General features: G+C 65.6%; 14 protein-coding genes. 3 read left to right on the top strand and 11 right to left on the bottom strand.

Features of this window, described 5'->3' with window-relative positions; translation table 11 throughout:
* The first annotated feature begins 9 nt into the window (after positions 1 to 9).
* From E9536_RS14305 to E9536_RS14315, 3 genes are all read left to right on the top strand, one after another.
* Positions 10 to 987, top strand: a complete 978-nt coding sequence (locus E9536_RS14305) for a chromate resistance protein ChrB domain-containing protein (protein WP_060349452.1) — start codon at positions 10 to 12, stop codon at positions 985 to 987.
* Complete coding sequence (locus E9536_RS14310) at positions 984 to 2162, top strand: chromate transporter (protein WP_059695103.1); 1179 nt, start codon at positions 984 to 986, stop codon at positions 2160 to 2162. The genes E9536_RS14305 and E9536_RS14310 overlap by 4 nt, the downstream gene beginning before the upstream one ends.
* Before the next feature lie 123 nt (positions 2163 to 2285).
* Entirely contained in the window at positions 2286 to 2585 is a 300-nt protein-coding gene (locus tag E9536_RS14315; RefSeq protein ID WP_049098627.1) for a hypothetical protein, read from the top strand.
* Between the two features lie 141 nt (positions 2586 to 2726).
* Here the strand turns inward: E9536_RS14315 and E9536_RS14320 are convergent, their stop codons facing one another.
* The 11 genes from E9536_RS14320 to mdtN form a co-directional block, all read right to left on the bottom strand.
* The gene (locus tag E9536_RS14320) at positions 2727 to 3641 is read right to left on the bottom strand and encodes an MBL fold metallo-hydrolase (protein ID WP_136470047.1); all 915 of its coding nucleotides are present in this window, start codon (positions 3639 to 3641) and stop codon (positions 2727 to 2729) included.
* A 15-nt stretch (positions 3642 to 3656) separates the two neighbouring features.
* On the bottom strand, positions 3657 to 3764 hold the full coding sequence (locus E9536_RS42060) for a hypothetical protein (RefSeq protein ID WP_309600208.1): 108 nt from the start codon (positions 3762 to 3764) through the stop codon (positions 3657 to 3659).
* Between the two features lie 463 nt (positions 3765 to 4227).
* Entirely contained in the window at positions 4228 to 5139 is a 912-nt protein-coding gene (locus E9536_RS14330; RefSeq protein WP_136470048.1) for a LysR family transcriptional regulator, read from the bottom strand.
* Between the two features lie 129 nt (positions 5140 to 5268).
* Positions 5269 to 5964, bottom strand: a complete 696-nt coding sequence (locus E9536_RS14335; RefSeq protein ID WP_136470049.1) for a PqiC family protein — start codon at positions 5962 to 5964, stop codon at positions 5269 to 5271.
* The gene (locus E9536_RS14340) at positions 5961 to 7601 is read right to left on the bottom strand and encodes an MlaD family protein (RefSeq protein ID WP_168799528.1); all 1641 of its coding nucleotides are present in this window, start codon (positions 7599 to 7601) and stop codon (positions 5961 to 5963) included. Before E9536_RS14340 ends, E9536_RS14335 begins: the two co-directional genes overlap by 4 nt.
* Positions 7594 to 8235: a paraquat-inducible protein A gene (locus E9536_RS14345; RefSeq protein ID WP_136470050.1), complete on the bottom strand. Its 642-nt coding sequence runs from the start codon at positions 8233 to 8235 to the stop codon at positions 7594 to 7596. Before E9536_RS14345 ends, E9536_RS14340 begins: the two co-directional genes overlap by 8 nt.
* Positions 8232 to 8873, bottom strand: coding sequence for a paraquat-inducible protein A (locus E9536_RS14350; RefSeq protein ID WP_136470051.1), 642 nt, complete (start codon positions 8871 to 8873; stop codon positions 8232 to 8234). Before E9536_RS14350 ends, E9536_RS14345 begins: the two co-directional genes overlap by 4 nt.
* 97 nt (positions 8874 to 8970) lie before the next feature.
* Entirely contained in the window at positions 8971 to 9432 is a 462-nt protein-coding gene (locus E9536_RS14355) for a MarR family winged helix-turn-helix transcriptional regulator (RefSeq protein ID WP_247873441.1), read from the bottom strand.
* An 8-nt stretch (positions 9433 to 9440) separates the two neighbouring features.
* On the bottom strand, positions 9441 to 10925 hold the full coding sequence (locus tag E9536_RS14360) for an MdtP family multidrug efflux transporter outer membrane subunit (RefSeq protein ID WP_059698773.1): 1485 nt from the start codon (positions 10923 to 10925) through the stop codon (positions 9441 to 9443).
* Positions 10922 to 13018: a multidrug efflux transporter permease subunit MdtO gene (gene mdtO, locus E9536_RS14365; protein ID WP_136470053.1), complete on the bottom strand. Its 2097-nt coding sequence runs from the start codon at positions 13016 to 13018 to the stop codon at positions 10922 to 10924. Before mdtO ends, E9536_RS14360 begins: the two co-directional genes overlap by 4 nt.
* 7 nt (positions 13019 to 13025) lie before the next feature.
* On the bottom strand, positions 13026 to 14081 hold the full coding sequence (mdtN, locus tag E9536_RS14370; protein WP_136470054.1) for a multidrug transporter subunit MdtN: 1056 nt from the start codon (positions 14079 to 14081) through the stop codon (positions 13026 to 13028).
* Between the last annotated feature and the right edge of the window lie 14 nt (positions 14082 to 14095).

The raw sequence follows: 14095 nt of genomic DNA on the forward strand, positions 1-14095 counted from the left end.
CTTCGCTACATGAAATCTATTTCTACATGGTCACTGCTTGTTCTGACCCTTCCGACGGAAAACGCGACGGCCCGCATGCGGTTCTGGCGCGCGCTCAAGGCGAAAGGCTGTGCGGTGCTGCGCGACGGCGTTTACCTGCTGCCCCACACCGAAGCGCATGAAGAGACGCTGCGTGAACTCGCGGGCGCGATTGCCGAGAGCGGCGGCGCAGCTCACCTGTTGCGCGCACCGAGCCTCGACCGGTCCCAGGAACAGGAATTCCGGGCGCTGTTCGACCGGGCCGACGATTACGCGACCTTCACACGCGCGCTCGCCGACGTGCGCAAGACGCTTGACGGGCAATCAGCCGCCGAACTCACTCGCCTGTTGCGTCGCGCGCGCAAGGATCTCGACGCCATCCGGGCGATCGACTATTTCCCGGGCGATTCGGCCACCCGCGCCGAAGTCGCCCTGCAGGATTTCGGTGCGCTGGTCGACACGGTGCTGTCGCCGGGCGAGCCGCATGCCGCGGACCGCGTCATTCGTCCGCTCGCGATCGGCGAGTACCAGGGCCGCGCCTGGGCGACGCGACAGCGGATGTGGGTCGATCGCGTCGCCAGTGCGTGGCTGATCCGCCGGTTCATCGACACGCAAGCGCGCTTCATCTGGCTCGCGTCGCCGGCGGATTGCCCGGCTGACGCGCTGGGCTTCGATTTCGACGGTGCGACTTTTACGCACGTGGGCGAGCGAGTGACATTCGAAGTTCTGCTGGCCAGCTTCGGACTCGACAAGGACCCGGCCCTAATGCGTCTCGGCGAGATCGTGCATGCACTCGACGTGGGCGGTCCCGCCGCGCCTGAAGCAGTGGGCTTCGAGGCCGTGATGGCCGGCACGCGCCAACGGACGGAGAACGACGATCAGTTGCTCGAGCAGATGGGCGCCGTACTCGACTCCCTGTATGCGCACTTCACATCGGACGGCAAGAGCGAAACCCCGGCCAAATCATGACGACGACCATCGCCACGACCGAACCGACCTACTCGCTTGGCGAGCTGGTCGCCTACATGCTGCGTCTCGGTACGTTCGGTTTCGGCGGACCGGTCGCGCTCGCTGGTTATATGCGTCGCGACCTGGTCGAGCGACGCGGCTGGATAACCGAGGCCGACTACAAGGAAGGGCTCACGCTGGCCCAGCTCGCACCGGGACCGATGGCGGCCCAGCTCGCGATCTATCTCGGGTTCGTCCACTACCGCCTTCTCGGGGCGACACTCGTCGGGATCGCGTTCGTGCTGCCGTCGTTCCTGATGGTGCTCGCGCTCGGGTTCGCGTACGCGCATTTTGGCGGGCTGTCGTGGATGCAGGCCGTCTTCTACGGCGTCGGTGCCGCGGTGGTCGGCATCATCGCGATGAGCGCTTACAAGCTCACGACCAAGACCGTCGGCAACGACAAGCTCCTCTGGGCGATCTTCCTGACGCTGGCTGCCGTGACCTTCGTCACGGAATCGGAAATCGCATGGCTTTTCGTTGCAGCAGGCCTGATCGGCTGGCTGTGGCGCGCGCCGCCCAAGTGGCTGCAGCGGGGCGGGCTGAATGCGGTTGCCGCCGCCAACTTGCCGGCAGCCAGCGGGCTACTGAGTGGCATCGACCTGCCGCAGCTCGTCCAGATCGGTGCGTTCTTCATGAAGGCCGGCGCGTTCGTGTTCGGCTCCGGACTCGCGATCGTGCCGTTCCTCTATGGCGGCGTCGTTACCGAACACCACTGGCTGAACGACAAGCAGTTCGTGGATGCCGTCGCGGTCGCGATGATCACGCCCGGCCCGGTCGTGATCACTGTCGGCTTTATCGGGTACCTCGTGGCGGGCCTGCCTGGCGCATGCGTCGCCGCGCTCGGGACATTCCTGCCGTGTTACCTGTTCACGGTCATTCCCGCGCCCTACGTGAAGAAGTATGGGCACCGTCCAGGCGTCAAGGCATTCGTCGATGGCATTACGGCTGCGGCAGTCGGCGCGATCACGGGCTCCGTCCTCGTCATCGCGAAGCGATCGATCGTCGACGTCCCGACCGCCCTGCTCGCCGTCACGACCGTGCTGCTGCTGTGGCGCTTCAAGAAGCTCCAGGAACCGGTGATCGTGACGGCGGCCGCCGTCATCGGGCTCGTGGTTTTCCCGCTTCTCCGCCACTGACTCGCGTCACCGGGAAACGAACATGACGTACCAGGCCAGGACGTTGCCGTGCGATCGTCGTTCTCATGTTCGAGAGGACGACGCAAGCGACCGGGCAAGGAGCAGGTGATGCGAACGTGTTGCGTGATTGCGCTGGCGATCGCGCTGTCTGTCGCGCTACCCGGTTGCGACAAGACTGCGCCCGATCAGGGGGCCGGCGAGATCGTGACGCTCGAGCACGCGCCGGAAGCGGTGAGAGCAATGATCGAGCGTCAACGGCAAGGCGGCAATGTCGGCGTGATTCAACGGCGTGTGAAGAACGGCAAGGCTCGCTATGTCGTCACCATCGTGCAGGGTGGCCAGGAGCAACGTCTGAGCCTGACCGAGGACGGCCGGCTCATCAGCAGCCGCCCCGCTGGCGACGACGAAGAGGACGACGACTGACCTCGACGCGGCCAATCACCGTACCTTGTTCGCGCATCATGCCCACGATGCTGCGGCTGCCGGCCGGCTTCGGCCTTCAATGAACCACGCGTGCACGCGACCGCGTAGTGCCATCCGCTCACGGTCGACATGCGTTGCATTTCATCGCTGACCTGCTCGCCTTGCGTCGAAGTGGGCGTGCGGGTCAGCGGAAATGGCCTTGTCCGATTCCTGCAACGCCAGTTCGGCCGCAACGGCATTCGCCCCGGCCTTGATGAACACGTCGAGATCGGCCGTGGGCAGGAAGCGCTTCATGATCGCCTCCAGTTCGTCCTTTCCGGCATCGTCCAGGCTGCGATTACCGTTGGCGAGGCGGGCCACCGCCTCGCGATAGCACCCGATATAAGCACGCTGTGCGGCAATCATGTCGAGCGGCTTGCCCGCCTGACCGTGGCCCGTATAGAACAGTGCGATGTCGCCGGACCGACGTTCGAGCGCATCGAGGCTGCGCAGCCAGTCCGCCGTATGGCCGTCGTTCATGAAGGAATGGACGCCGTTGAACACCATGTCGCCGACGAAGGCGACACGCTGGTGGTTTCCCACGGCCCAGACCAGATCCCAGTTCGATTCGCCAGGGCCGAACTCTCTTGCCTCGAACGGCACGCCATCGAAATGCAGCACGTCGCCGTCATGCACGAGGCGATTCGGGAAGGTGCGCCGCGCCGGCCAATCGTCGCCGAACACCGACTGCCACTGGACTGCCTTGGCATCGTCGATACGGCGCATCGCCTCGTCGACGCCCCGCGTCGTGATGACCGGCACATCATCAAGATCGCGGATCAGCTCGCCGATGCCGTTGTAGTGATCGGGATGCCCGTGCGTGATCAGCACCGCGAGCAAGGGTTTGCGCAATGCATCCAGCCGGTGACGCATCTCGCGCGCATCCGATACGGTCATCATGGCGTCGATAGCCACGACGCCGTTCGGCAATTCGACCAGAAAGGCGTTGGTGAGAAAGGTGCGTGCACCGGACGTGCACGTCACCACATTGATTTCAGGCCCATTGAAATCGATCATTTGAAAGTGCTCTCGTCAAGAAGCTGTTGCTTTGTATTGGTCGGACGCTCCGGCCCATACCGCGTATGCGGTTCCCAAAGGCAGGATCTTCAATGTGACGCTCATTCGCCACACGCTCGGCACGGCCGCCGCGATGGATATCGCGCCAGACAGTATCTTTGTGTCGCGGCCGGAACACAACTCCCGGTAATCCGGAAGCAAGAGCGATCGATCACGCCGCAAGCGGACTGGAGATGGCAAGCATGCGCGTTGCCTTCATTGGAAGCAGGCTGCAACGCTTACGCTTCGGTCGATTCGTGAGGATTGGAGCGCATATTCCAGGGTAGTAGCCTGGGGTCACCGTCGACCGTCTGCGCGAGCGGAGGACATTGAGGCAACCGGATCAGATAGTTGCACGGGCCGATCCCGTTCGCCTTGCAGGTCTCGACGAGCGAGCAGAGGTTGGCGCTGGTGTGCCGATGCTGCGCCTGGTCAGAAAGTGGATGCGTGACACACGCGACCGGAGCGGGTCGGGCGTAACGCCGGTCGACCGCGGTGAAGCACGGAATCCGGATACGCCGTCGTCTCGACATTGAGCGACGTCGCATCAATTGCCGGAATCCTCGATCGCCTCTTCGAATACGGCCTTGAACCAATCGATGAAAGTACGCAGCTTGTTCGGCATATGGCGACTCGGGTAATACACGATGCTCACCGGCTTCGCTTCCGCAACGCTGCCTCGCATGATCTCCGTGAGCGACCCGTCGTCAAGATACGAACGAAGCGCAAAGCGGTAGCCCGAGATGATGCCCAGCCCCGCTAACGCGCATGAAATGACCGCATCCGCGTCGTTCGCCATGACCCGGCTCCTCATCGCAAGCGGCGCGGCCTTGCCGCCGACATGGATCTCCCAGGGTTTCAGTCCGGTCCCGTCATCCCATGCGGCTGCCACGGTCACATGGCCTTTCAGTTCTGCGAGCGTATGGGGTTCGCCGTAGCGTGCCAGATAGGCGGGCGACGCAACCATGATTCGATCGATCCATCCCACGCCCTTTGCGATCACGCTGTTCTCCCGCACGGTACCGATGTGGATCGTGCAATCAACCGCGTCCTTTGCGAAATCGAACGGGTTGTCGGAGATCGCCATCTCCACATCGAGTTTCGGGAATGCATCAAGCAACGACGGCAGCGCGGGAATCAGCACGCTCTTCGCAATCGCGGAGGACAGCCCGACCTTGATCCGCCCCTCCGGCGCGCGCCCGGCGCTTGCTGCCTCCGCGTTCATGTTGTCGATCTGTTCCAGCACGCGAACGCAGGCATCGTAGTAGGCACGGCCCTCTTCAGTCGGACTGACGGTGCGCGTGCTTCGATTCAGCAGGCGCACGTTGGCCTGCTTCTCGAGATACTGAACGAGGCGCGACACGGTGGCGGGCGCGAGATGCAGATGTCTGGCCGCCGTGGTGAAGCTCAAACAGTCGACCACGCGAACAAAGGCCTTCATCGCCACCAGGCGGTCCATAACGTCTTCCTTTTACGATTGCATCGCCCGGTGGATGGACGGTACCTTCATCGCGTCATGGTCCCGTGCCATGCCTGCTTGTCGTCGATAGCCTGGGCAGACTGTGCGACGTCGGCCCGATAGCCGCGTTCATCGCGGCAAATTGAGGCAAGGCACAGTCGAAGCCAGTGACACGTTCGCTGCCCTGGATTGTCCCGATGCAGTCGCCTTCGTGAATCGAATCCGCGATGCCTCCATCGCCTCGACACCTCCCGTGATCTGGCTCGCCAGTTCGGCAAGTGCGCGCCGGTGACCGACCACGAGCGCGTCGTAGCCGTCAGCGACCGGTTCCGCGACGCTCGTGCGGCAGGTCATCAGTGCCTGCGTGCCGAGCGCGCGCACGCTCCACACCGCATCGACCGCCGCGCGTTTGCCCGGCCACGACTCGAAGCGCTGCACGTTCACGCTGACGCGATACACGGGCACGCCGGGCGGAGTCGCGGAATTCGCGACGTCGATCGTGCCGAGCCGCGCGGCGAGATCGTCCGACAGCGCGCGGCGGATCTCGTCGGCGGGCGGCGACGCCCAGCGTTCCTGCTCGAGCACGTCGACCTGCGCGGCGCTCTTCTGCACGACCAGCTGGTTCCTCGCGACCTGCTCGGGCACGCCGACCGACGGCACCTCGATCAGGAACGCCGGGTTGGCCGGCGCGGTGCGCAGCGGCGCCGCGGCGTCGGCCGGGCTGAGCGTGTAGAACCGCGCGGGCGGCGAGCTGCACGCGGCGAGCGCGAGCGCGGCGAAGGCAGCCACAGCACCGCTCGCGAAACCGTTCACGCGTGTCGTCATGGTTGATCTCCTGGCTTGCCCTTGAGCAGCGATTCGGGGTGACGCTCGAGATAGTCGGCGAGCATGTTGAGCGACTGCAGCGTGTGCGTCAGCTCCTTCAACGCGCCGCGCACGTCGGACTGCAGCGGCGAATCCTGCTGCAGCGTCGCCTCGGCGGCGGTGAAGGTCTGCTTCGCCGCCGACAATGTGTCGCGCGCCTGTGGCGCGACCTGCGTGTCGAGCTGCTTGAACAGCTTGTCGGCATTCGACAGCGCGCTGTTCAGGTTCGCGCCGATCTGGTCGAACGGCACCTTGTCGAGCTTCTTCGCGATGTCGGCCACCTGGGACTGCAGCTCGTCGAGCGTGTTCGGCACGGTCGGCAGTTCAACCGTCTCATGACTGACATCGAGTTTCACGACCGGCGCCGTCGGGAAGAAGTCGAGCGCGACGTACAGCTGGCTCGTCAGCAGATTGCCGGTGCGCAACTGGCCGCGCAGCCCGTGCTCGACGAGCCGCTGCAGGATCTGTCGACGTTCCGGTTCGCCCTTGCTGCGAATCGCGTCCCGGAAACTCTTGCCGAGCCGTTCCGGATACAGATTCATCGTCACCGGCATCTTGAAGCTCTTCGCCTTCGCGTCGTAGTCGATGCCGATGTTCGTCACTTCGCCGAGCACGATGCCGCGGAAGTCGACCGGCGCACCCACGGCGAGTCCGCGCAGCGACTGGTTGAAGTTCATCACGACCGGCACGCGTTCGCCGTCGGGGTCGCGCATTGCCTGCCCCTCGTCCGACGCGAGCTGGAATACCATGTCGCGCGCAGCCGCTTCCCCGGGCGGTTGATCGGCCGGAGACTGGAACGCGATGCCGCCGAGAATCACCGTGGCGAGCGATTGCGTGTTCAGTTTCAGGCCGCTCGAATCGAGACGCAGATCGACGCCGCTCGCCTGCCACCAGCGCGAATTTTCATGAACGTACTGGTCGTACGGCGCGTTGACGAACACCGTGAACGTAACGCCCGTGCCGAGCTTGTCCAGCGAGAAGCCGACCACCTGCCCGACCTGCACGCGCCGGTAGTACACCGGCGAGCCGATATCGACCGAGCCAAGCGAATCGCCGCGCAGCGTGTATTGCGTACCGCGCTGGTCGCCCGTCACGGCAGGCGGCGTATCGAGGCCGGTGAACGCGCGCGCGCGATCCTTCGAACGGCCCGCGTCGACGCCGATGTATGCGCCCGACAGCAGCGTGCCGAGGCCCGATACGCCGGTCGCGCCAATGCGCGGGCGCACGACCCAGAAGCGCGACCCCTTCACTGCGAAGTCTTCCGCTTCCTTCTTGAGCCTGACGTCGACCAGCACATGCGACAGATCCTTCGCAAGACGGATCGCGTCGACCGTGCCGACCTCGACATCCTTGTATTTCACCTGCGTCTTGCCGGGCTCGAGCCCTTCCGCATTGGCAAAGCGAATCGTGATTTCCGGGCCTCGTTCGCGCACCGACTTGACGACGAGACCGATGCCGATCAGCGCCGCAATCAGCGGCACGAGCCACACGAGCGACGGCAGCCAACCGGCGCGCTTCGCGACCGCCGGCTCGGCAATGGTCGGTGGTTGGCCGGCACCTGCATCGGAATCGCGGTGCGGGCCTTGCGGACTATTCATGGTGATTTCCAGAGGTTTCAACGGGATCCCAGATCAGACGGGGATCGAACTGCAACGACGCAAGCATCGTCAGGATCACGACCGAGCCGAACGCCAGCGCGCCGGGACCGGCGGTGATGACGGCGAGCGACCGGAAGTGGACGAGCGCGACGGTGAGCGTCACGACGAAGATGTCGAGCATCGACCAGCGGCCGATGTGTTCGACGACCCGATAGAGCGTGGTGCGCTGCATCGGCCGCCAGGTGGAACGGCACTGGGCGGTGATGACCAGGATCAGCAGTACGCAGAGCTTGAGCATCGGCACGAGAATGCTGGCGACGAACACGACCACCGCGAGCGGCCAGTCACCCGACACCCAGAAATAGACCACGCCGCTCATGATCGTGTCCGACTGCGAGCCGACGATCGACGACGTACGCATCATCGGGAGCAGATTGGCCGGGATGTACAGGATCACCGCCGCGAGCAGAAACGCCCAGGTGCGAGCGAGACTGTTCGGGAAGCGCGAGTGCAGCGTGCTGCCGCAGCGCGCACAATGGGCCGGCATGTCATGCCGATCGACGGCAAGCGCCTGAACCCGGCCGCAGACGTGGCAGCTCGCCATGCCTTCACGGGCAGCGGTAGTCGTCTTCATTGGATCGTCGCCTCGTCGCCGGCGTGGTTGTCGCCGCGCAGTTCGTCAGCCAGATCCCACAGCGCACGCGGATCGAACATCACGACGACGGTCAACATCAGCGTGAGCGCCGCGAACGCGAACAGCGCCGCTTCGGGCACCACCTGCGCAAGGCTCACCATCTTGACGATCGTGACGAGGATGCCGAGCATGAATACCTCGATCATCCCCCAAGGGCGCACCAACCCGATCGCGCGCAGCACCGTGCCGAAACCACGCGGAATGCGGCCGGCGCGCAGCGGCAGCATCACGTACAGCAGCGCTGCCATCTCGGTGAGCGGAAACAGCAGCGTCGCGCAGAACACCATCACGGCGACGATGCCCATGCCCTGATCCCACAGCGCCCGCACCGCACCCAACAGCGTCGTCTGCACGTGCATGCCGTTCACGTTCATCTCGAGGATCGGAAAACCCTGCGCGATCACGAACGTGATCAGCGCGGCCAGCGTGAGCGCGCAGACGCGGTCGAGCTTCGAAACGCCGCCTCGATAAAGCAGTTCATTGCAACGCGGGCAGCACGCCTGCATGTTCCCGGCGAGCGGCCGCTTGCGCAGCAACGTGTCGCAGGTATGGCAAGCGATCAATGCAGTGCGGGACATGCGGCGGCACTCTCTCTACAGGTTGCAGGCCATGGGCCACGGATCGACGACGCACGCATCGACGCCCGTCGGCATGGCGCGGTCGCGGCGTAACCGTTCATGCGTCGATCTCGCAAATGATTCGCCGGAGAAATCGTCTGAGAAACATCCGTTCCTCCTCCGACAACCGCCCCAGCACGATCCGCTCGGCCTCCTCGACGACGGGCGGAACCCGCTCCGCGATCTCTCGCCCCTTCGACGTAAGCGACAGATTCAGCGTGCGGCGGTCCCGGCCATCCCGACGCCGCACGATCAGCCCGCGACGTTCCAGATCCTGGGCAAGTCGTGTGAGGCGGCTTGTTCCGCAGCCGAGCGACTTCGCAAGCTCCTGGCATGACGTCGCTTCGCTGCGGGTGAGATGGGCAAGCGCATTGCCCTGCGAGAACTGAACCCCGAGCGCCGTCAGCATCCTCTCGTTCAGCACGTTCCGGATGGAGATCTGAACGGCCATCATCGTGCGAAAGCCGTCGGCCTCGCGCGGCACGTCACGAACGGACGATCGTAGTGACTGTTCGAACATGAGCGGCATTACCTCGGGTTGAGGACGACCGGTGCATCCGACCGGTAGCCGCCGCCGAGCGCCTTGGTCAGCGCGATGTCCTGGCCGATCCGACGGCCGTCGAGATCGAGCAGCGCGACCCGCTCGAGAAGCACGGCCTGCTTCGCTTCCTCCGCCGTCAGGCGACTGCCCAGCCCACTGCGGTAGTGCGCGTCGGCGCTGTCCTGCGCAAACGTCACGGCCTGGATCTTCTGCGTCTGCAGCTTGGCTTCGGCATCGAGGTCCTGCAGTTGGCTGCCCGTCGTGGCGACGTCCCGCACGGCGTTCAGGACCGACTGGTTGTATTGCAGGATCAGCAGGTCGCTCGCGTGACGCGCGTTCCCAAGGTTCGCATTGAGCCGGCCCCCGTCGAACACGGGCAGGTACAGCCCGGGCACGAGATTGATCTGCTGGCTCGCATGCGTGAACAGGTCGCCCAGATGCAGCGCGTTGACGCCGAAAAACGCCTTGATGTCGAAACTCGGATAGAACGCGGCCTTCGCCGCGTCGATCTTGTCGAACGACGCTTCGACGTACCAGCGCATCGCCTGCAAATCCGGGCGCCGCGCCAGCAGTTCATACGACAGCGTCGACGGCAGCGACGACGGCGGCTGCGGCAACGGCACGGGCGTGATCTCCGGAAGATCCGTCGGCCCGGCGCCGAGCAGCGCGCGCAGCGCTTCACGCAACTGCACGATGCGCCCGCGAGCAGCCACCAGCTGCCGCTCCGTCGCCAGCTTCTGCGCGCGGGCGAGCTCCGCCTGCGTCTGCGGCTCGAGCCCGCGTGCGGCGCGCGCGGCGTGCGCCTCCATCGAGAACGCGGCCACGTCGCGCAATTGCTCCAGCAGGCCGATGAGGCGATAGGTCGTCTGAATGCCGTAGTAGAGCTGCGCGACGTCGGCGGAGACCTCCAGCTCGATCGCCGACGTCTCGACCACCCGCGCGTTGTGCATCCCCAGCGCGGCCTCGACCTGCGCACGCTGCTTGCCCCAGATATCGATATCGAGGCTTGCACTCAGGCCGACGATGCCTTCCGTGTACCACGGCCCGGTCGCACCCAGCAGCGGCTGATTGCCGGAATACGCGCCCAGGAAGCCGTTGCCCGACACGCGCTCCCGATCGACCGACCCGAGCGCGCTCACCTGCAGGTTGGTCCCCGCCTTCACCAGATCGACGTCGGATTTGGCCTGCGATACGCGGGTGCGCGCGATCGCCATCGTCGGCGAATCGGCCAGCGCCCGACCGACCAGCGCGTCGAGCTGCGGATCGCCGTAGCGCGTCCACCAGCGCGCCGACGGCCAGCCGTCCCGCGCCAGGTGGATGTCGTCGGCGATGCGGATCCGATCCGGATCGAGTGTCGTCGTGGGCTTGGTGTCGTGACGAATCAGCGCACATGCGGACAGCCCGCACAGCAGCACCGCGACGGTTATGCGGCGCAACGACGAACAGGAAGGTCGAATCAACGAATCGGTCATGCTTGGGAAGCTCGGGAAGTCAATACTGAAGCGACGGGTTCTGGCGCCCAGGCGGGCAGCCCCGCTATCTGGCCGGCGAGATCGCCGGCACGGGTCAGCAGCCGGTCGTACGCCGTCTGCGACGCGTCGCCCCGTCGGGCGGACAGATCCTCCGTGCAGCGCTCCGACAGCGTTGCGATCGATACACGCGGTGGCGCGCCGATCGTCAACGGGTGCTCGACCAGCGCGTCGGCATAACTGTCCAGCGCACCGGCCAGTTCGGCCTGGAACGCCGCCGTCGCAACGGCAACCTCGGCCGGCAGGTGCTGTGCATCCCGCTCCGCGCCGAACGCATCGGTCGCCAACAGGATTTCCCGCGTATGCGCCAGCAGCGTCTGCACGCGCAAGGTCAGGCCTTCGTGCTCGCCGTCCGCCATCTGCCAGCCCGGTTCGAGCGCGACACGCGCCGACATCGCCTCGCTGTCGCCCAGTTCGGCCCACAGCCCGACCGGCACCGGCCCGGTCGTGTCCGGGCGAAGTTGCATGCCGATCCGGCGCAGCAGCTTCGCCGCGCGCTGACGCAGCGCCTCGCCCTCGGCCTCCGGCCACAGAAACGCATGAGCGACCGCGGACACGACGACGCCGAGCACGATGCCGATCATCCGGTCGCGGATTTCAGTGAGATTGGTGGTCGGGCCAAAGTGCTCGAGCACGGCCAGCGAGAACGTAAACATGATTTGCGTACCCGCGTAACTGATACGCTCCGAGCCCGCCGATACCCACGCGGCCAGCGCGATCACCGGCAACGTCATCATCAGCAAGCCGACGATGCCGTCCAGATGCGGCATGACCCAGACCACCATCGCGAGCGCCAGCATGCTGCCGACCGCCGCGCCGCCGATCCGCAGCACGGCACGCTGCGCGGATGCGCCGAGGCTCGGTTGCGCGACGATCAGGCAGGTCAGCATCATCGTATGGATGCCTTGCCAGTCGGTCGCGACGTAGAACACGTAGCTGCACATGGCCGCCATCAGCGTCTTCAGTGCGAACTGCGCGTAGACCGGGTTGGTAACGGCATCCGGCACCAGCATGCGCTCCTTCTCGGCCCTGGACTGAGCGTCAGGCGGGGCGGCCGACCGGTCCGAGAACGTCAGCAAGGCGTCGCGCATTTCCGCCAGCGCGCCCGGCAACCCTTCCGCCGCCAGTCCGGCCAGCGCGTCCGGCGCGACAAAACGGGCGTCCGTGCCGGCCGCGTCGGCCAGGCGCCGGACGGCGTCGCGCAGCACCGGAAGCGCATCGGCCGCCGATCCCGTAGCAGAGTCCGGCAGATGGCCCGCCGCCGCGTACAGGCGCGACACCGTCGCCACGCGGGCGAGATGCAATGCCTGGCTCGCGCGATACGCGGGGTCGCGCATCGTCGCAAAGCGGAGCAGTTTCTGCAGCGTCAGCGCACCGGCCTGGATGTCGCGCGCCGTCGGGCCACCCTCCGTCGGTGCCCGCTGTTCGAGCGCGGCCAGGCGCGCGTCGACGGCATTGAGTTGCCCGCACAGGGCCGCACGGAGCTGACGCACCGGTTCCGCCGGCAGGAACAGCGTATTGATCAGGAGCGTAACCGCGATCGCATAGTTGACCGCGACCCATACCCAAAGCACGGCGCGCACCAGCAGTTCGGCCTGATCGGTCTGGTCGACGAAGGTCTGCGAGTAAATGACCACGATGGCGACGATGAAGAACACCACGCCGATCTTCGCGACCCGCATCATGTAGACGCTGAAGAAAAACAGCGCACCTGCCAGCAGTATCCGCAACAGCGGATAGTCGTAGGTGAACTTGAACACCAGGATCGAACTGCCGACGGCGAGTGTCGAACCCACGACGAACAGGACGCCGATCAGGCGCGTCACCACGACGTTCGCCTGCGTCACGAAGAACACCACGATCAGCGACACCGCCAGCAACGGCACCTCCAGCGCCATCGACGCAACGATGACGATTGCGCTGGCGAGCACGCAGCGCAGCATCACGTTCATGCGCCCCGGGTACGGACGAATCTCTCCGCCGATGAAGCCCGCGAAGCGCTGCAGACGGCTCGGCGAGAATTGCGCGGTGCTCATGCCGCGCTCACCGTGCCGTGTCGTGCGCAGCAGCGTCGCGCCTGAGCGTCGCGACCGCCGAGGTGCCGACCCGGAACAGGTTCGGATCCGGGTCACGCACCGCGATCTTGACCGGGAAACGCTGCGACACATGCACCCAGTTGATGCTGCGCGCCACGCGCGGCAGCCCGTCCAGCACCACGCCGCCGTCGTCGGGCAGCACGCCGTAGCTGATCGAATCGATCGTGCCGCCGAAGCGCCTGCCGGTGTCGCTGGTCAGATAGACCGTGGCCGGCATTCCGGCGCGTACGCCCTTCAGATCGGTTTCGCGAAAATTCGCCACCACGTACCAATGACGCGTGTCGATCAGCGTAAAGACCGGCTTGAGCGCCGAAGCGAACTGGCCGACCGTCGTGCGCAAGGAAGCCACCCGTCCGTCGAACGGTGCACGAACTTCGGTGTACTCGAGATTCAGTTCGGCGATCGCGATCTGCGCCTCGACTTCCGCACGCTGCGCGACCAGCGCGTCCACGCCGCTCACCGCCGCGGATGCCTGCTGCGCCTGAAGCATCGCCGCGTTCAGTTCCGCCTGCGCCGCGCGCTGCGCGGTTCGCGCCCGGTCGACGTCCTCCGCCGACGTGTAGCCCGGCGCGAGCAGCGGCTCCATCCGGTGCAGCGTGTCGGCTGCCTGCGCAGCCTGCGCGCGCGAGCGCTCGACCGCCGCCTTGACGGAATCCGCGTTGTACTGCTGCGCATTGACCGTGCGTTGCGTCAGCCCGATCTGCTTGTCGAGCGTCACCAGCCGTGCGCGCGCCTGGTTCAGCGCGTCCTGGTACGGCCGGGGATCGATCCGGAACAGCAGGTCGCCCTGCTTCACCGGCTGGTTGTCGCGTACCGGCATCTCGACGATCTTGCCGTTGACTTCCGGCACGACGTTGATCGTGTCCGCGTAGACGTATGCGTCGTCGGTCGTCGGCGACTGGTCGAGACGCCACACGACAACGCCGAGCAGCACCAGCGCGGCAATCACGATGAGCCATGCAGGCAGGGACTTTTTGCGCGATGCGCCGGAAGCGTCGGACATAACGGTACGCGAGA

This window comes from Burkholderia sp. LS-044 (assembly GCF_004803625.1).
Classification (GTDB): Bacteria; Pseudomonadota; Gammaproteobacteria; order Burkholderiales; family Burkholderiaceae; genus Burkholderia; species Burkholderia cepacia.